General features: G+C 63.0%; 13 protein-coding genes and 1 pseudogene. 7 read left to right on the top strand and 7 right to left on the bottom strand.

The features are described 5' to 3' along the window. The 3 genes and pseudogenes from DQW91_RS16550 to DQW91_RS07335 form a co-directional block, all read right to left on the bottom strand. Positions 1–1,668 (bottom strand): calcium-binding protein (locus tag DQW91_RS16550; protein ID WP_281024014.1); only part of this gene is annotated, 1,668 nt, incomplete at its 3' end. Positions 1,669–1,722: 54 nt separating this feature from the next. Next, a pseudogene (locus DQW91_RS17350) lies at positions 1,723–2,835 on the bottom strand (calcium-binding protein); the annotation flags it as partial. A gap of 188 nt (positions 2,836–3,023) precedes the next feature. Then, complete coding sequence (locus DQW91_RS07335) at positions 3,024–4,388, bottom strand: nucleotide sugar dehydrogenase (protein ID WP_112662967.1); 1,365 nt, start codon at positions 4,386–4,388, stop codon at positions 3,024–3,026. A 124-nt stretch (positions 4,389–4,512) separates the two neighbouring features. Here DQW91_RS07335 and DQW91_RS07340 point away from each other — a divergent pair, with 124 nt between their 5' ends. After that, positions 4,513–6,390 carry an ABC-F family ATP-binding cassette domain-containing protein gene (locus DQW91_RS07340; protein WP_112662968.1) on the top strand — a complete coding sequence of 626 codons (1,878 nt, stop codon included), beginning with the start codon at positions 4,513–4,515 and terminating at the stop codon, positions 6,388–6,390. A 2-nt stretch (positions 6,391–6,392) separates the two neighbouring features. Continuing rightward, positions 6,393–7,619 (top strand): MFS transporter, encoded by a 1,227-nt coding sequence (locus DQW91_RS07345; RefSeq protein ID WP_112662969.1) that lies wholly within the window; start codon positions 6,393–6,395, stop codon positions 7,617–7,619. Positions 7,620–7,628: 9 nt separating this feature from the next. Here the strand turns inward: DQW91_RS07345 and DQW91_RS07350 are convergent, their stop codons facing one another. From DQW91_RS07350 to DQW91_RS07365, 4 genes are all read right to left on the bottom strand, one after another. Beyond that, positions 7,629–8,009 carry a hypothetical protein gene (locus tag DQW91_RS07350; protein WP_112663304.1) on the bottom strand — a complete coding sequence of 127 codons (381 nt, stop codon included), beginning with the start codon at positions 8,007–8,009 and terminating at the stop codon, positions 7,629–7,631. Between the two features lie 5 nt (positions 8,010–8,014). Next, entirely contained in the window at positions 8,015–9,553 is a 1,539-nt protein-coding gene (locus tag DQW91_RS07355) for a S10 family peptidase (RefSeq protein WP_112663305.1), read from the bottom strand. A 71-nt stretch (positions 9,554–9,624) separates the two neighbouring features. Then, entirely contained in the window at positions 9,625–10,077 is a 453-nt protein-coding gene (locus DQW91_RS07360; RefSeq protein ID WP_112663306.1) for a DNA polymerase III subunit chi, read from the bottom strand. A 27-nt stretch (positions 10,078–10,104) separates the two neighbouring features. Beyond that, positions 10,105–11,592: a leucyl aminopeptidase gene (locus DQW91_RS07365; protein ID WP_112662970.1), complete on the bottom strand. Its 1,488-nt coding sequence runs from the start codon at positions 11,590–11,592 to the stop codon at positions 10,105–10,107. A 360-nt stretch (positions 11,593–11,952) separates the two neighbouring features. Here DQW91_RS07365 and lptF point away from each other — a divergent pair, with 360 nt between their 5' ends. The 5 genes from lptF to rsmA are packed head-to-tail and all read left to right on the top strand — an operon-like array spanning position 11,953 to position 18,662. Continuing rightward, on the top strand, positions 11,953–13,113 hold the full coding sequence (gene lptF, locus DQW91_RS07370) for an LPS export ABC transporter permease LptF (protein WP_112662971.1): 1,161 nt from the start codon (positions 11,953–11,955) through the stop codon (positions 13,111–13,113). A 1-nt stretch (position 13,114) separates the two neighbouring features. Further along, positions 13,115–14,200 carry an LPS export ABC transporter permease LptG gene (lptG, locus tag DQW91_RS07375; RefSeq protein ID WP_112662972.1) on the top strand — a complete coding sequence of 362 codons (1,086 nt, stop codon included), beginning with the start codon at positions 13,115–13,117 and terminating at the stop codon, positions 14,198–14,200. Between the two features lie 32 nt (positions 14,201–14,232). Further along, a complete protein-coding gene (locus DQW91_RS07380) occupies positions 14,233–16,788 on the top strand; it encodes an LPS-assembly protein LptD (RefSeq protein WP_112662973.1) in 2,556 nt (851 codons plus the stop codon). After that, complete coding sequence (gene pdxA / locus DQW91_RS07385; protein ID WP_112662974.1) at positions 16,789–17,814, top strand: 4-hydroxythreonine-4-phosphate dehydrogenase PdxA; 1,026 nt, start codon at positions 16,789–16,791, stop codon at positions 17,812–17,814. It begins immediately after the preceding gene. After that, on the top strand, positions 17,811–18,662 hold the full coding sequence (gene rsmA, locus DQW91_RS07390; protein ID WP_112662975.1) for a 16S rRNA (adenine(1518)-N(6)/adenine(1519)-N(6))-dimethyltransferase RsmA: 852 nt from the start codon (positions 17,811–17,813) through the stop codon (positions 18,660–18,662). The genes pdxA and rsmA overlap by 4 nt, the downstream gene beginning before the upstream one ends. Positions 18,663–18,683 lie beyond the last annotated feature (21 nt).

Raw genomic sequence — 18,683 nt, forward strand, 5'->3', positions numbered from 1 at the left:
GTTCAGGTAGTCGCCGCTGCCGCCGCCCAGGAGCTCGTCGTTGCCGCCATAGCCGTAAAGGTCGTTGCTCGACGCATTGCCCTGCAGCATGTCGCCATACCCCGAGCCGCCAAGGCCTTCGATGCTCACATAGATGTCGCCCGCCGCATCGCCCGTGTTGATCGAGGGCCGATCCAGGCTCGCCCGCACCCCGGAGGTCGCGCTCCAGTACACCGCGAAGTCATAGCCGTCGCCGCCGTTGAGGTAATCCCCGCCGCCACGGCCCTCCAGCAGGTCGTTGCCGCCACCGGCCCAGAACTCGTTGTAGCCCTGATGGCCATAAAACTCGTCCCCATAGGCCGAGCCGATCACGGCCTCGATCGAGATCAGCACGTCACCGGCCGCCTCGCCGCGGTTGTTGCCGCCATAAAGCATGTCCACCGCGACGCCCGACGTCGCGTATCCGTAATCCGCAAAGTCAAACCCAGCGGAACCGTCCAGCGTGTCTGCACCGGCGCCGCCGTTCAGTACGTCGTTCCCGGTCCAACCCAGGAGATAATCGTTGCCATTGCCGCCATAGAGACGGTCGTCGCCGTCGCCGCCATCGAGATTGTCGTTGCCCTCTCCGCCGTCGAGCACATCGTTGCCATAGCGCCCGAGCAGCACATCGTTGCCGGAGCCGCCATACAGGCTGTCGTGGCCGTTGCCACCATCGAGACGGTCGTTGCCGTCCTCCCCATAGGCAAGGTCGTTGCCGTCGCCGCCATAGGCCAGGTCGTCGCCCGTGCCGCCATACATCACGTCGTTGCCGATGTCGGCGTCGAGCACGTCCGCTCCGCCCCCGCCCACAAGCGTGTCGTCGCCCATGCGGCCGAACAGCCAGTTATTGTTCTCATCGCCCGTCAGCCGGTCCGCGTGATGCGTGCCCGAAAGGCCCTCGATGCCGCTGTAGCGGTCCCCCGCGGCATCCCCCGCTGTGCCGCCCGACACAAGGCTCGCCACAACCCCCGCCGACGCGCCGTCGTACATCGCCAGATCGAACCCGCCGGCCCCACCGTTCAGCGTGTCCGCACCAGCGCCGCCAAACAGGTAGTCATCACCGTCCCCGCCTTCGAGAACGTCTGCTCCGTCCCCGCCATAGACCGTGTCGTTGCCAAGGCCCGCATACACCGCGTCGTTGCCCGTCTCGCCAAAGATCACGTCGTCGCCGCTCTCGCCGGCAAACCAGTCATCGCCCGCGCCGCCGTAAAGTGTGTCTGCACCGGACCCGCCCCAGATCACGTCATTGCCGTCACCGCCATAGACCGAGTCGGCCCCGTCGCCGCCATACAGCGTGTCGCCCCCGGCCCCGCCAAAGATCGCGTCGTTGCCACCCTCACCGTAGAGCACATCAAACCCGTCGCCGCCGTAGGCCGTGTCCGCGCCAAATCCGCCCCAGATCACGTCGTTGCCGTCATCGCCATAGATTGAGTCGGTCCCATCGCCGCCATACAGCGTGTCGGCACCTGCGCCACCCTCCAAAGTATCGTCACCCCTCGCGCCGTACAGCACATCGGCACCCGCACCAGCTCGAATGATGTTGTCGCTATCGTCGCCAGACAAATTGTCGTTGAAAGCCGAACCGATGAGACCTTCAATGCCACTAAAAATGTCGCCGGCTGCCTCGCCAGTGTTCTGACTTGAGCTCAAAAGGCTAGCTGTAATCTCTGAGCGTGCAGAAGCGTAGCTGGCGAAGTCGAAGCCCTTTCCGCCGTCCAAATGATCCGCACCGGCGCCACCGATCAGCGTATCATTTCCTTCGCCACCAAGAAGGATATCCGCGCCATCGTTCCCGGCCAGGATATCTCTTCCTTTTCCTCCCGATACGACTCCTGCCCCAGACAAATGGTCGTCTGATGAAGTGCCGGCCAAAATCGCGAGAGTAAATTTATCGGTTCCAGAGTCTACACGCGTCGAGCCAGTCTTAGGCATCGCGCCCGAGTTATCGTCTGCCAGACGCTCCCACGCATCCTTGATTGTATCCGTCAGCCACCCGCCAGCATGGTCAATCACGCCAGGCTGGTTTCCAGCCTCGCTCGAGAAATCCGTTTCAACCCGAGTGACGGATCTGTGAGTCCGCACCCCGTTTCCGGGGGTCGTAATTGTCTTGATCTCTTCGATTTCAGTGACAGAGCCCGATCCAAACCAATTTTCGGTCGTTGTCTCAGTCCTTTTTATTTCAATTCTTTGACCTGTTTCACTTTGTTGGACAGAATTAAAAACTCCTGTCCTGGCGTCGTAATTGCTCTGGTATACGAGATCGCCAAGTTCATTAAATTTTTTTACTTCTGTAAGACCACTATCACTCTCTGTTTTAATGGTCCTTAAGCCCTCAGAATCACAGTTAATTATTCTAGTTGAGCCAATCTGCTTATCAATTAAAGTCCACGCGCCATCACCTTCGCGCCTAAATGACTCGAATGTACCATCAGGGCGAGTAATATTTGAACTCAACAAGATTCCTTGTGCATTCGTTGTGTAGGTGAGCCGTCCTTCATTGGTGTTTATCGATTTAACTGTCTCACCCGACACGCTATCGAATGAAACATAGATCGTGCCACCATTGTCCGGGAGCGTCGTTAACGATCGCCAAGAGCCGTCGGGGCTACGGGTTTCAGTGGTTTCAGACCCGTCACGATAAGTCGTTACCGTCGTTGTGTATCCTCCGGATCGATCCGTCGAAACACTGCCGTCAGAGTGAATGACTGTGACGCCGCCACCGCTGGTGCCCCCATTGACGGCCCCGCCGTAAGTTATGGGAGTCTGCCCCCCATAACCATTCATGATACGATCGAATTCGCCTTGAATGCTGAACATTGAGGAGCCCCCACAGAGCGCGGCCGCTTGCCGCTTTTGCGGTACTCCGAACACTTTTTAGGGAGGCGGAAACTATTGGAACGAATGGGCTTATTAAAAATTCCCTAAACAACAAAGATGATACGTATGTCGCAAGTTAAGTTCCTTAAGGCAAACGCAACTTATGGTTCAGGGCCAGCCGCAAGAGCCTAAGCTTTCACGACTTTCTCATCCGTGATCCCGGCGCGGGCGCAGGCGTTGCGGGTGTCCACGACAACCTTGGCGTGATCGACGACCATCTTGTAGTCGACGCCGTCATGATCGGTCGCGATCAGCACAGCGTCGTATGCCGCCAGAGTCTTCGCATCGAGCGGAAACGAGCGCCGGCCTGCGAGGGGGCCGTGCTTGCGGGTGGTCGGCAGCGTGGGGATGAAGGGGTCGTGGTAATCGACCGTCGCCCCCCTCGCCTCGATCAGCTCGATGAGCTTCAGGGAGGGGCTTTCCCGCATGTCGTCCACGTTCTTCTTGTAGGCGACACCGAGGATAAGGATCTTCGAGCCAAAGAAGGCTTTGCCGCTGCGGTCGACCGCCTCGGCGAGACGGTCCACGACGTAGTACGGCATGTGCGTGTTGATCTGTCCCGCAAGCTCAATGAACCGCGTGGTGATGTCGTATTCCCGCGCCTTCCAGGTGAGGTAGAACGGGTCGATGGGGATGCAGTGCCCGCCGAGGCCCGGCCCCGGATAGAAGGGCATGAAGCCGAAGGGCTTGGTTTTCGCCGCCTCGATTACTTCCCAGATGTCGATGCCCATCGCGGCGTAGACCACCTTCAGCTCGTTCACGAGGGCGATGTTCACGGCGCGAAAAATGTTTTCCGTCAGCTTCACCGCTTCAGCCGTCGCGGCGGATGAGACAGGCACGGTCTTCACCACAAGCTGGCTGTAGAGCGCATCGGCCAGCGCCACGGCCTCCGGTCCGTCGCCGCCCACCACCTTCGGAATGGTGGAAGTGCCGAAATCCGGATTGCCGGGATCTTCCCGCTCCGGCGAGAAGGCGAGGAAGAAGTCCTTGCCGCTTTTCAGCCCCTTGGCCTCGAAAATGGGCTTGAGCACTTCGTCCGTTGTGCCCGGATAGGTGGTGGATTCCAGAATCACGAGTTGGCCCAGGCGCAGGCGGCGGGCGATGGTTTCGGCGGTTTTCTCGACATAGGAGAGATCCGGCTCGCGATGCTTCGTCAAAGGCGTCGGCACGCAGATCAGGATCGCGTCCGGCTCGTCGAGCCGCTCGAAATCGGCGGTGGCGGAAAAGCGCCCGCTTTTGACGGCCTCTGCCACATGCTCGGGGCCGATATGCTTGATGTAGCTCTCCCCGCGGCCGATTTTTTCGACGTAACCTTTGTTGATGTCGAAGCCGAGGACGGTGAACCCGGCCCGCGCGGCGGTGAGGGCCAGCGGCAAACCGACATAGCCGAGGCCGATGATGCCGATTGTCACCCGGCGGGTCCTGAACTTTTCCAGAAGCTCCGCAACGTCGAAAGCCTTTGTGCCTGCTTGGCCCGAACGATCCACGTGCATTCTCCAAACTCCCGACTGCGAACCCTAACTTGTCTGGGGTCGTTACCCGCCACAGTCAAGATTGGCAGCGTTGCACGGATCATGCCTTGCCAGAGCCGCCTCCGCGCGCCACAAGGCGGACACCATGCTTCACGCGAACGACCTGACCTATCGCATCGGCGACCGGCTCATCCTCGACCATGCCTCCTTCAACCTGCCGACGGGCAGCAAGGTGGGCCTTGTCGGGCGCAACGGCGCGGGCAAGACCACCCTGTTCCGCATCATCCAGGGCGAGATCCCGACGGAGAGCGGCAGCATCGCGATGCCGCGCAACGTGAAGATCGGCGGCGTCGCGCAGGAGGCTCCGGGCGGCCCCGAAACCCTGATCGAGGTCGTTCTGGCGGCGGACAAGGAGCGCACGGCGCTCATGGCCGAGGCGGAAACCGCCGATGGCTTTCGCCGTGCCGAGATCGAAACGCGGCTGACCGACATCGGCGCCCATTCCGCGCCTGCCCGCGCCGCGGCGATCCTGCACGGTCTCGGCTTCGATGAAGAGGCGCAGAATCGCCCGTGCTCGGACTTCTCCGGCGGCTGGCGCATGCGCGTGGCGCTCGCCGCGGTGCTGTTCACGGAACCCGACCTGCTGCTCCTCGACGAGCCGACGAACTATCTCGACCTCGAAGGCACGCTCTGGCTCTACGACTATCTCGCGCGCTATCCGCACACGGTCCTCATCATCAGCCACGACAGGGAACTGCTAGACACCTGCGTGAACCACATCCTTCACCTCGATCGCGGCAAGCTCTCGATCTACCGCGGCGGCTACACATCGTTCGCCCGGCAACTGGCGGAAAAGCGGGAGCTGACCGCCAAAGCGCGGGTCAAGCAGGAGGCCGAGCGCAAGCATCTGCAAGCCTTCGTCGACCGCTTCAAGGCCAAGGCCTCGAAGGCGCGGCAGGCGCAGTCGCGCGTCAAGCGGCTGGCGAAGCTCGAACCCATCGCAGCGCTTGTGGAAGAAGACGTCGTTCCCTTCGATCTCCCCAGCCCCGAGCGCCTTCTCGCGCCGCCGCTGATTACGGTGGAGAGCGCCGCCGTCGGCTATGGCGACCGCACGATCCTCGACCGGCTCAATCTCTCCATCGCGCCGGATGACCGCATCGCGCTTCTCGGCTCCAACGGCAACGGCAAATCGACCTTCTGCAAGCTCATCGGCGGGCGCTTGCCGCCCATGAAGGGCGACGTGCGTTTTCCGACAAAGATGGATGTCGCCTATTTCGCCCAGCACCAGCTCGATGAGCTCAATCCGAAGGCGACCGCCTACGACCATGTGGCGGCCTTGATGCCGGATGCGCCCATCGCGAAGATCCGCGCGCGCACGGCGCAGCTCGGCTTTCCCGTCTCGAAGGCCGACACGCCGATCTCGTCCCTCTCCGGCGGCGAGAAGGCGCGTCTTCTCATGGGGCTCGCGGCCTTCCACGGTCCTCACCTGCTCATCCTCGACGAGCCGACGAACCACCTCGACATCGACAGCCGCCAGGCGCTGATGGAAGCGATCAACGATTATGACGGCGCAGTCGTTCTGGTGAGCCACGACCGCTTCCTCATCGAGGCTTGCGCGGATCGCCTGTGGCTTGTCGGCGGTGGCACGGTGAAGCCGTTCGACGGCGACATGGACGATTATCGCCAGCTCGTCCTCTCGGGCGATCTCGACCCGCAAAAGCGCGCCGAGAAACCGCAAGCCGTGAGCGCCTCGCGCACCGACGAGCGGCGCGCGGCGGCGGAAAAACGCGTGGCGCTCGCTCCCCTGCGCAAGAAGCTGGAAGCCCTCGAAGCGCGCATGGCGAAACTGACGGAGGTGATCGGCAAGGTCGATCAGGCGCTCGCCGACGGAAGCGCCTTCCAGAAGGACCCGGCGAAGGCAACCGAACTGTCGAAGATGCGCGCCGAGGCGGCGGGCACCCTCGCCTCGCTCGAAGAAGAGTGGCTGACCGTCAGCGGAGAGATCGAGATGGCGGACGCCTAGCGATGTCGGAGCGAAAAGACGATGCAACGGTATGGGTCGTCTGGCGGGACATTCCCAAAAGCATCTGGGCGCTCGGCTTCGTTTCCCTCCTGATGGACGTCTCCTCCGAGATGATCCACGCCCTTCTACCGGTTTATCTCGTCACCGTCCTCGGCACATCGACACTGACCGTCGGCATCATCGAAGGCATCGCGGAAGCCACGGCCTCGATCACGAAAGTCTTTTCCGGCGCGCTCAGCGATTGGCTCGGCAAACGGAAACTCCTCGCTGCTCTCGGCTATGGACTCGCCGCCTTCACGAAGCCGATCTTTCCGCTCGCTCCCTCCGTCGCGTGGCTTGTCACCGCGCGCTTCGTCGACCGCGTCGGCAAGGGCATTCGCGGCGCACCGCGCGATGCGCTGATTGCCGATATCAGCCCGGAAAACTTGCGCGGCGCGAGCTTTGGCCTGCGGCAATCCCTCGACACGGTGGGCGCGTTCATCGGCCCGTTTCTCGCCATCGCGCTCATGTGGCTGACCGCCAATCATTTCACCGCCGTCTTCTGGGTCGCGGTCATTCCCGCCTTCCTGTCCCTCACCCTCATCATCTTCGCGGTGAAGGAGCCGGAGCGCCCGGAAGGGTTGCGGCAAGTCCGCATGCCGCTACACCCGTCCGAACTCGTGCGACTGGGCGCGACCTATTGGTGGGTGGTGGCGGTTGCGAGCGTGTTCACGCTGGCTCGCTTCAGCGAGGCCTTCCTCATCCTGCGCGCGCAATCCTCCGGCATGCCGGTGGCGCTGGTGCCCATCGTCCTCGTCATCATGAACGTGGTCTATGCCCTCTCCGCCTATCCGGCGGGAGCTCTCTCCGACCGCGTGGACAGGATCACGATCCTCATCATCGGCTTGAGCCTTCTCCTCGCTGCCGACATCGTCCTCGCCTTCGCTCCCGGCCTTGGCGGCATCGCGCTCGGCGTGGTGTTGTGGGGCGCGCACATGGGCCTCACGCAAGGGCTTCTCGCAACCCTTGTCGCCGATGCCTCGCCACCCGAATTGCGCGGCACCGCCTTCGGCATGTTCAACCTCGTGACCGGCCTCGCGCTGCTGGTCGCGAGCGTGATCGCGGGTGCGCTTTGGGACAAGGTCGGCCCGCAAGGCACGTTCATGGCCGGAGCCGCCTTCACCGTGCTGACGCTCGTCGGCCTCATGCCCATTCGCGGAAAGCTGCGTGGGGATGCGCCTTCCGCTTGAGGCGACTTTCTAAGGCTTCACGATCCGGTCGAGCTTGTTGTTCACGAAGAAATACAGCTCGCGCCCGCCTGGCTCGAAATAGAGCACCTGCACCTCGCGCTGGCCCTTGCCACTCTCGCCGACGAGCACGTCGGTTGCGGGCTTGCCCTTGAGGCGCACGAGGTCGCATTCGCCGATGCCGGGCTCGATGGCTGCGGCGGTGGCCGGAGCATTGCCCGTGCAGCGCCCGTCGGGACCGAGCACCGGGCCGTAATCGGGCGTATCGGCGACAAAGGCCGGGGCCTGTGCCACGGGAGCCGAAACCACCGGCGGACGAGATTGACTGCTGTTGCAGGCCGCAAGGCCGGTGACGAGCAGAGCCGCAATCGACGCAACAACAGGCACGCGCATTCTCATCAATCCTTTTTCGATCCGTTCCGCCCGTTCAGCGCATCCTGGAAGAGACGCTGCACATCGGCGCGGAACGTCTGACGCGATGTATCGCGCGAATAGAACATGTGGCCGCCACCGTAAACCCGCAGCGCGACGCGCCGCTCGGGTCCAAAGTCGGGCAACTGATCGAGAAGGAGCTGGCTTGCGTAATAGGGCGTTACGAGATCGGTGAAGCCGTGGACGACCAGCACGCGGAGCTTGCCGTCGAGCGCCAGCGCCTGCCGCAGCTCGCTCATGTTCTCCACGGGATCACGCCCGTTGCCCCATTTCCATGCGCGGTTGACGCCCTCGTTGAGCAGGTTGTAGCGCCCTTCCGCCCTGTAGTTCAGCGTGCGCGTCAGGTGGTCGATGACGGCGCTCGTCAAAGGCGCTGTCAATGCGGTGAGGACCGGATCCTCGAAGCGTGTGTAGAGCGCGGTCGGATCGGGATTGTAGCCGGCGACATCCGCATCGTACGCGCTCACCACCTCACCGGTGGCGCGCAGCGTCTCGCGCTGAAACGCGCCGCCGCTGACACGTCCCCCAAGCCGCAGCACGAGGGCAGGATCGAGCCCTGTCAACGCCGCGACGCGACGGCTCGTGCGCTCGACCGCCGCCTTGTCCTGCAGCCCCTTCATCAGGTCGGCGAGATACTCGCCGGATGCGTAGGCTTCCACCTCCCGCAAGGACTCGCGGGTGACAGGGCCGCTGCGGGCCATCCGCGCGGCGGTCAGCGAGGGAAGGCGCGAGGCATCGACCCACGGCGCGAACGAGGATTGGTCGAGCCAACCGAAATCGAAGACCGGCGAGACGAGAACAAGGCCGCTGAAGCCGATGCCCTGATCGCTCTGCAGCTTTTCGGCGAGGAGCGGCCCGCGAAAACCGCCGTAGCTTTCGCCGGCATAGAATTTCGGTGAGGCGAGCCGGTTCTTTTCCTTCAGCCAGCGCATCACGACAGCGGCAAGGCCGTCGATGTCGCCGTTCACCGAATAGAAGCTCTCGCGCGCCTTCTCATCGCCGACGACGCGGCTGTAGCCGGTGCCCGGCGGATCGATGAAGACGAGATCGGTGAAGTCGAGCCAGGTCTCCGCATTCGGCACGAGGCCGACTGGAGCCGAAGGGCTGATCGAACCCTCTCCGACAGGCAGCCGCCAGGGGCCGAAGGCCATCAGGTGCAGATAGGCGGAGGATGCGCCGGGCCCGCCATTGACGGCGAAAGTAACCGGCCGCTTCGCCGGATCTTCGTCATCCTTCACGTAGGCGACAAAGCCGATCTCGGCCTGCGGCTTGCCCTGAGGATCGGTGAGAGTCAGGCTCCCCACTGTGGCCGTGAATTTCAGCGTCCGCCCGGGCAGTTCGAGGGTATGGCGCGTGACGGATTCCGCCGGCAGGCGGGAAGACTCGGGCTGGCGGCTCTCCTGCCGTTGCGGTTCAGGCCTCGCCTCCTGCGCGAGAGCATGAACGGGCGCGCTCAGCGCCAGGCACAGGGCTGCGATGGTTGAAAGCCGCGCAATTCCGATCATCCCGTCCATCCTCTGGTATGCTGTTGAAATAAGAGGGAGCCGGTTTCATTCCAGAGACGAGGCCCGGCACCTCATGCCTTGCGTTGCCAGCGCCCGCGCTCGTCCTGCTGCCAATAGGTAGCCTCGTGCCCCCCCTCCTTGACCGCCTTCCACTGGCCGCGCGCGGTCTGAAGAGCCTCCTCATCGTTTCCATCGAAGAGAACGACCATTCGTTCATAGGTGGCGATATCGGCGGGAAGGTCCGCTCCCTCCACGAGAAAGCGGACATTCGCGTTGTTGGGATTGCCCCCCGCCAGCGTGATGAGCACCGGCTGATCGCCCGCATGGCTCTCGCGATCCGTGCCGTGCGGAAGGAAGCTTTCTTCCGAGAACGTCCACAGATGATCGTCGAGGGCCGCCATACGCTCCTCCGTCACCGCCTGCACAACAGCGCGCCAGCCGCGCTCCAGCGTCTTGACGAGCAAGATTGGAAGCACGGCCTCGAGCGGCTGTCTTTGCAGGTGATAGAAGAGGATCTCGGCCATCGGCGGCGACATATCTCCAGGAGGCTTTTAGGCCTCGTAGTGGTCCTTCACGAAGCGGTCGAGCACCCGCACGCCCCAGCCCGAGGCCCAGCCCTTGTTGATCTCGGTCGGTGGCGATCCCATCGCCACACCCGCGATGTCGAGATGCGCCCAGGGCACATCGTTGACGAAGCGCTGGAGTAGCGATGCCGCCGTGCTGGAGCCGCCATTCCGGCCGGACGAATTCTTCATGTCCGCGAACTTGGAATCGATCATCTTGTCGAACGCGGGCGCCAGCGGCATCCGCCACATGCGCTCGCCCGTCGCCGTGCCGGCAGCGAGCAGACGCTCGGAGAGTTCCTCGTTGTTGGAGAAGAGACCAGCGAATTCCTGACCCAGCGCCACGAGGATCGCGCCGGTCAGTGTCGCGAGGTCGATCATGAACTTCGGCTTGAAGCGATCCTGCACGTACCAGAGCACGTCGGCCAGGACGAGGCGGCCTTCCGCATCAGTGTTGATGATCTCGATGGTCTGACCCGACATGGTGGTGACGATGTCGCCGGGGCGTTGCGCATTGCCGCCGAGCATGTTTTCCACAAGGCCGATAGCGCCGATCACGTTCACCTTCGCCTTGCGGCTGGCCAGAGCGTGCATGAGGCCGACGACGCAGGCCGCACCCGCCATGTCGCCCTTCATGTCCTCCATGCCCGCGCCGGGCTTGATGGAGATGCCGCCGGAATCGAACACGACGCCTTTGCCGATGAAGGCGATGGGCTTTTCCGAGGACTTGCCCCCGTTCCAACGCATGACCGCAAGGCGCGCCCCGCGCGCCGAGCCCTGGGCGACGCCGAGGAGCGCGCCCATCCCGAGCTTGCGCATGGCCTTCTCGTCGAGCACCTCGACCTCGACGCCGACCTTTTTCAAGGCCTCGGCACGGGAAGCGAATTCTTCGGGTGTCAGAACGTTCGGCGGCTCGTTGACGAGATCGCGGGTGATGACCACGCCTTCCGCGACGACCTCGGCAGCCTTGAGGGCCTTCTTGACCGCAGCCGGATCGGCAACGGAAAGCGTCAGGCGCAAAGCGCCGCTGTCCGCCTTGTCGTCCTTCTTCGTCTTGTAGAGGTCGAAGCTGTATTTCCTGAGCTTCGCGCCAAGCGCCACATCGGCAGCCGCTTCCGGCGTCACGTCAGCGCCCGGCAGGTCCAGCACCACCGTCGCAGTCTTGCCGGAGATCTTCCCGGCGACGAAGCCGCCGAGCTGGGCCCAATCGATGGGAGTCTTCTTGTCCTCGGCGACGCCGACCACGACCAGGCGATCGACGGCCAGCCCTGCTGGAACGGTGATCACGAGGGCGGTGCGGGCCTTGCCCTTGAACTGCTCGAGAGCAGCAGCCTTGGCGATGAGATCGACCGTTTTGGTACCGATGCGCTTGGCGACCGCCGGGGTCGGCTTCAGGTTCGCGCCGACGAAAACCACATATTCACCGCCTTCGACGGGACCGTGGGCCTGAACGTCGATCTTCGTGTTGCCGGACATGAAAATTCCTCTGTCTGCCTTTATTGCCGCATGATCTGGATGAACAACCGGTGTCCGCTTGTTCTGATCATGCTCTCTAGAGTCTGATCGTGTCTCTTTGAAACACAATCAGACTCTCGATTCCTTTATTTGCCGCATGATCCGGGCGAACAACCGGTGTCCACTTGTTCTGATCATGCTCCAGAAAGCCGGTGCGACCGGCTGCCTCATTCGCTGACTTACACCATATCCGCCGGGACGGCACCACGGGATTGCCGCGAAAGCGCCGCACTCCCAAGGTGTTGAGACCCCTCGGCGGCTTGCTTGCCGTGCCGGGACAGGATACCCAAAGCGCTTGCGCCGACAGGCGAAGGTTTTTCGATGCTTCTTCTCGAACGCTACATTCTGAAGATCGCCTTTAACGCATTCGCGGCGTGCCTCATTGCCCTGACAGGCGTGATCTGGATCACGCAGGCTCTGCGCGAGCTCGATCTTTTGACCGCCAAGGGCCAGACCATCATGGTCTTCCTGACGGTGACGGGCCTGTCCCTGCCCGCCCTCATCACCGTGATTTCCCCGGTCGCCCTGTTCATCGCGACGATCTACGCCCTGAACAAACTCAACAGCGATTCCGAACTGATCGTCATGAGCGCGGCAGGCATGCCCCCGCGCCGCCTCCTGAAGCCCTTTTTTGCCCTCAGCGCCTTCGTCTGCGTCATCGTCGGCTTCATGACGATCTACGTCATGCCCGCAAGCTTTCAGGAAATGCGCGATCTCGTGACCAAGATCCGCGCCGATTTCGTGTCCAACATGGTGAAGGAAGGCCAGTTCACCACCCTCGACAACGGCATCACCTTCCATTTCCGCGAAAAATCCGGAGACGCGCTCCTCGGCATCTTCATGCAGGACATGCGGGACAAGGAGAAACCCGTGGTCTACCTCGCCGAGCGCGGGCAGGCCGTCGAAGCGGACGGGCAGTCCTACCTCGTGCTCGAGAAGGGCAGCGTCCACCGCAAGGAAGCGAACAGCAAGGACACCTCCATCGTCGCCTTCGAGCGCTACGCCGTGGACCTTTCCGCCTTCAACCAGGATGGCGGCGATGTGGTCTACAAGCCTCGCGAGCGCTCGACGATGCAGCTCTTCTCCCCGGACAGAAACGAGTTCTACTACCAGTTCCAGTCGGGCCGCTTCCGGTCCGAACTGCATGACCGGCTCTCGTCCTGGCTCTACCCGCTTGCCATGATGATGATCGCCTTCGCCGCTCTGGGCGATGCGCAGACGACCCGTCAGGGGCGCGGCCTCGCCATCGCGACCGCAGTGGTCGGCGTCGTGGTCCTGCGAATCGCCGGGTTCGCCGCGTCCAGCGCCGCCATCAGAACGCCCTGGGCGCTCATCGGTGTTTACGGTGCGCCCATCCTCGCTATCGGGCTGGCCCTGATACTGACCATGCAAGGCACGGCCCTCCGCAGGCTTCGCGCCAGCCTCAACGATCTGAGCGCCAAGCTGCGCCTCGCGCGCCGCGCCCAGAGCCAAGGGGCCTGACATGCTGATCGGCGTCACTCTCGGCAGCTATTTCTCGCGACAGTTCCTGAAGACGATCTTTCTTGTCTTCGGGACGGTCTTCGCCCTCGTCTACACCCTCGATTTCGTCGAGCTGATGCGCCGCGCCGGCGATGCCGAAGGCGCCACGGCGGGGATGATGGCGACCCTCGCCCTCTTCCGCACACCTGCCGTTGCGGAACAAGTGATGCCCTTCGCCATCCTGTTCGGCAGCATGGCGGCGCTTCTGCAACTCAGCCGCAAGCTCGAACTCGTCGTCGCCCGCGCCGCCGGCATTTCCGCCTGGCAGTTCCTTCAGCCCGGCCTGTTCGTGGCGCTGGCTCTCGGGGTACTCTCCATCACGGTCTACAACCCGGTCTCTGCCCACCTGAAGCAGCGCGCCTCCAACATGGAGGCCAAGATCTTCACGAAAGCCTCGCAGATCGGTGGAAAAGGCATCTGGATCCGGCAGAAAAGCAAGGACGGCCAGGCGATCATCCGGGCCGACAGTGCCGTCGGCGAAACGGCGACGATCAGGGGCGTCACGGTCTTCACGTTCGACGACCACGGCACTTTTGAACAGCGAATCGAGGCCCGCGAGGCAACGCTCCACGAGGGCTATTGGGAACTGAAGGACGCCCGCTCCCTCACCGAGCACGATCCGCCGCAGAGTTTTAAACGCTTTGTGATCGCCTCGAATCTGGTCCCCTCCCAGGTCCGGCAGACCTTCATTGCCCCGGATTCGGTGCCTTTCTGGGATCTCAGGGACAGCATTACCAGAATGGACCGGGCCGGCCTCGATTCGACTCGTTACCGCCTCCAGTACGACGTGCTTCTGGCCCGTCCTCTGCTGTTCATTGCAATGGTTTTCGTGGCCGCTTCGGTCTCGTTAAGATTCTTTCGATTTGGCGGTGTAGCGGTGATGGTTCTCGGTGGCGTGGCCGCCGGGTTCGTGCTTTATGTTGCCACTGAACTTATGGGTGAACTGGGGGCCTCCGGACTCATCGGCACGGTGGTTGCGGCCTGGTTCCCTGCTGTAGTAGGCAGTCTCCTAGGGACCCTCGCTATCCTCTATCAAGAGGACGGCTGAGGGCGCAGGATAGGGGTTGGCAAGGAGTGCGTATGGACTGGGGCAAAACAACGATCGCAGCATCTGCGGTCGCGATGGTGCTTCTTTGCACCGTCGGCGCCTCGCCTGTGCTCGCCCAGCGCACGCTTAACGACGCGCTCACCTCGAAGACGCAAGGCAAGGCCGGCCAGGAGCCGGACCGCCTGCTCGTCGACGCCAAGGAAATCGTCTACGACAACGACAAGAACACCATCTCCGCCTCCGGGGAGGTTCAGCTCAACTACCAGGGCCGCACCCTCCAGGCCGACCGTGTCACTTACGACCGGAATACGGGGCGCGTGTTCGCCGAGGGCCGCGCCCGCCTCACCGACAAGGACGGCACGGTCGCGACCGGTGAGCGATTCGAGCTGACGGACGATTTCAAGAACGGCTTCATCGACAGCCTGCGCGTGACGCAGAAGACGACCTACGAAGGCAAGCCGGTCACCACTCGCTTTTCCGCTCCTCGCGCGGAGCGTTCGGCAGGCGAAACAACGGTTTTCGAGCGCGGCACCTACACTGCCTGCGAGCCCTGTAAGGAAAATCCGGAAAAGCCGCCGCTGTGGCAGGTGAAAGCCGCCAAGATTATCCACAACAACAGCGAGCAGACGATCTATTACGAGGACGCGACGGTCGAGATCTATGGAATCCCGGTCGCGTACCTGCCGTATTTCTGGACACCGGACCCGACCGTCAAGCGCAAGACCGGCTTCCTCGCCCCGCACTATATCACCTCGAACTCCCTCGGGACGGGTCTTGCGGTTCCGTTCTTCTGGGCCATTGCGCCGAATTACGACCTGACGCTGACGCCGACCTACCTGAGCCGCCAGGGCGTGCTCGGTCAGGCGGAATGGCGCCATCGTCTCGATACGGGCTACTACAACATCCGCGCCGCCGGTATCGTCCAGCAGGACCTCGGCGCGTTCCTCAAGAGCCCCCTCGGGCCGGGCGACCGCGAGAACCGCGGATCGCTTGAATCCTCGGGCCTGTTCTATCTCAACGAACGCTGGAAATGGGGTTGGGACGTCAGCCTCCTCTCCGACAAGTGGTTCCTCGACAACTACCGCATCCGCAGCGAGAGCCTGAGCAACAACTATCTCAAGGAATCGATCTCGACCCTCTACCTGCAAGGCAAGGGCGACCGGTCGTTCTTCGATATGCGCGGCTACTACTTCCAGGGCCTGTCCACCTACGACTGGCAGAAGCAGCAGCCCGTCGTCGCTCCGGTGGTCGATTACAACAAGCGTATCAACGGGCCCGAAGGCATCGGCGGCGAGATTGCACTCGACGTCAACATCACGAGCCTCAGCCGTCAGGCCGCGCAGTTCCAGCAGATCCCGCTCAAGACGACCGCGCTCTTCGGCCTCTATGGCACCTGCGCCGTCTTCTCGCATGAGACCTGCCTCGTGCGCGGCATCAGCGGATCCGCGAGCCGTGCTTCGGCAAACCTGTCCTGGCGCCGCGAGTTCATCGACCCCGTCGGCCAGGTCTGGACGCCGTTCACCTATCTGCGGGCCGATGGTTTCGCGTTCTCGCCCCGGTTCACGGGCTTCCAGAACCCCGAATTGCGCAACTTCCTCAGCGGCGATGACGACTACGCGCTGCGCGCCATGCCCGCCATCGGCCTCGATTACCGGTTCCCCTTCGTGGCGGATATCGGTGATATCGGCCGCCAGGTGATCGAGCCCATCGCCCAGATCATCGCCCGCCCGAACGAAACCCGTATCGGACGCCTGCCGAACGAGGACGCGCAGAGCCTCGTCTTCGACGACACCTCGATTTTCGAGTGGGACAAGTTCTCCGGTTACGACCGTGCGGAAGGCGGTGTTCGCGCCAATATCGGCATCCAATACACGGTCACCAACAACCAGGATTTCAACGCGAACATCCTGTTCGGCCAGTCCTATCAGGTGGCCGGGCGCAACTCATTCACGCCGGGCGATCTGGCGAATGTCGGGCGCGACTCCGGGCTTGAATCGACGGATTCCGATTACGTCGGGCGCTTCAAGATTGCACCGACCAAGAACATTGCCTTCGTCACGCGCGGCCGCTTCGACAACGAGGACTTTACCCTCAACCGTCTCGAAGCCGGTTTGACGGCTAACCTCAATCCGTGGGTCCCGGTTTCTGCCTCGGTCATCTACGCCCGTTACGGCGCGCAGCCCGAGCTTGGATTCCCCACCCGGCGCGAGGGTGTCCTGTCCTCCGCGACCTGGAACATCACCGAGAACTGGTTCGTGACGGGGTCGCTCCTCCTCGATCTGGATCGCTATCTCGTCGCGCGTGATACGTTCGTCCAGAACTACCTGAAGAACCCGGCAACGGCGGTCTACAATCGTCAGGACTATGCCTATGTGAGCTCCATGTCCCTTGGACTGGGCTACATGGACGAGTGCACGACCTTCACGCTCAATTACTCCTCCGCGCCGCGTGACGTTGCTGTGAGCACCGGCGAGAAGAATCGGAACCAGACCATCTCGTTCACGCTGGAGCTCCGCACTCTCGGACAGGCCACGGTCAATCAGAACCTGAGCGGGGTTTCGAGCGAAACCGGCACCGTGAAAAACTAAGTGGCGCGCGGCGGCAAAAGCCTGATCCTGCTCACTCAGGGCGACCCTGCCGGGATCGGGCCTGAAATCTCCCTGAAAGCCTGGTTAATGCGCAAGGAGGCAGGCTTGCCTCCCTTCGCGATACTCGCGGAGCCCGGCCACCTTCGGCACCTCGCGCAAAGCCTCAGCTGGGATGTGCCCATCGCCGAAACCGACCTTTCCGGCGCAACGTCCGTGTTCAACCGAGCGCTGCCGGTCATTCCGCTGAATCTGGATATGGGCGGCCCCGTGCGCCCCGGCCATCCCGATGCAGCGCATGCTCCCGCAATCATCGCTTCCATCGAAAAAGCGGTCCGCCATGTGCAGGCGGGCGAAGCTGCCGCTCTCGTTACGAACCCCATCGCCAAGCATGTGCTCTACGAAGCGGGGTTCAGCCATCCCGGACACACGGAGTTTCTGGCGTCTCTCGCCAAGGAGCCCGGCGGCACAGCCCCTCATCCCGTCATGATGCTGTGGAGCGAGACGCTGGCCGTGGTTCCGGTGACCGTCCACATTCCGCTCAAGGACGTTCCGCAGGCCCTGACCACGGACCTCATCGTCACGACAGGCCGCCTCGTGGCGCGCGATCTTCAAGCCCGTTTCGGCATTGCCCATCCGCGCCTCGCGGTTGCCGGGCTCAATCCCCATGCGGGAGAGCATGGTGCCCTCGGCGCGGAGGATGAGGCGATCGTCGCGCCCGCCATCGAGATTTTGCGGAAAGAGGGCATCGCCGCCGAAGGTCCCCTTCCCGCCGACACCATGTTCCACGCGCGGGCACGCAAAAATTACGATGCCGCTCTCGCCATGTATCACGATCAGGCGCTGATCCCGATCAAGACCATCGCTTTCGACGAAGGCGTGAACGTGACCCTCGGCTTACCCTTCATCCGCACGTCGCCGGATCACGGCACGGCGTTCGACATCGCGGGAAAAGGCATCGCCCGCCCCGACAGCCTGATCGCCGCGATCAAGCTGGCCGCACGTCTCGCGCGTGGAGGGCAGCCATGAGCCAGATCGACGATCTGCCGCCGCTCCGCGAGGTCGTACGCACGCACGGCCTGATGGCCAAGAAGTCGCTTGGCCAGAACTTCCTGTTCGACCTCAACCTGACGAGCCGCATTGCGCGCTCGGCGAGCCCGCTCGAGGGTGTGACTGTCGTCGAGGTGGGTCCCGGTCCCGGCGGCCTGACGCGGGCCATTCTCGCGGCGGGTGCAGGCAAGGTCATCGCCATCGAGCGCGACGAAAGATGCCTGCCGGCGCTGGCCGAAATCGCCGCCCGCTATCCGGGCCGCCTCGAGGTGATCGAGGCCGATGCGCTGACCTTCGACCCGCGTCCGCTCATCGGCGACGCTCCGGCGAAAGTCATCGCGAACCTTCCCTATAATGTGGGAACGCCGCTTCTCACCGGCTGGCTGACGAACGAGAAATGGCCGCCGTGGTGGAGTTCGCTCACCCTGATGTTCCAGCGGGAAGTGGCGGAGCGCATCGTCGCAGACGAAAGCGCGCCGAAGGATTACGGGCGTCTCGGCGTTCTATGCGGCTGGCGCACCCACGCAAACATCCTCTTCGACGTGCCGCCTTCCGCCTTCGTGCCGCCGCCGAAGATCACATCGAGCATCGTGCATCTGACGCCGAAGGCCACTCCCCTGCCCTGCAGCGTGAACGCGCTCGAAGCCGTGACCCGCGCCGCCTTCGGCCAGCGCCGCAAGATGCTGCGCCAGAGCCTGAAGTCGCTCGTTCCTGACCCCGCCGCCCTGATCGCGGAAGCGGGCCAGAAGGAAACCGCGCGGGCGGAAGAGATTTCGGTTGAGGGTTATGTCGCCCTGGCGAACGCCTATGAAGCCAAGCGCAAATAGACCAACAAGAGCGAGACGCGC

It is taken from the genome of Microvirga flavescens (genome assembly GCF_003290125.1).
Taxonomy (GTDB): Bacteria; Pseudomonadota; Alphaproteobacteria; order Rhizobiales; family Beijerinckiaceae; genus Microvirga; species Microvirga flavescens.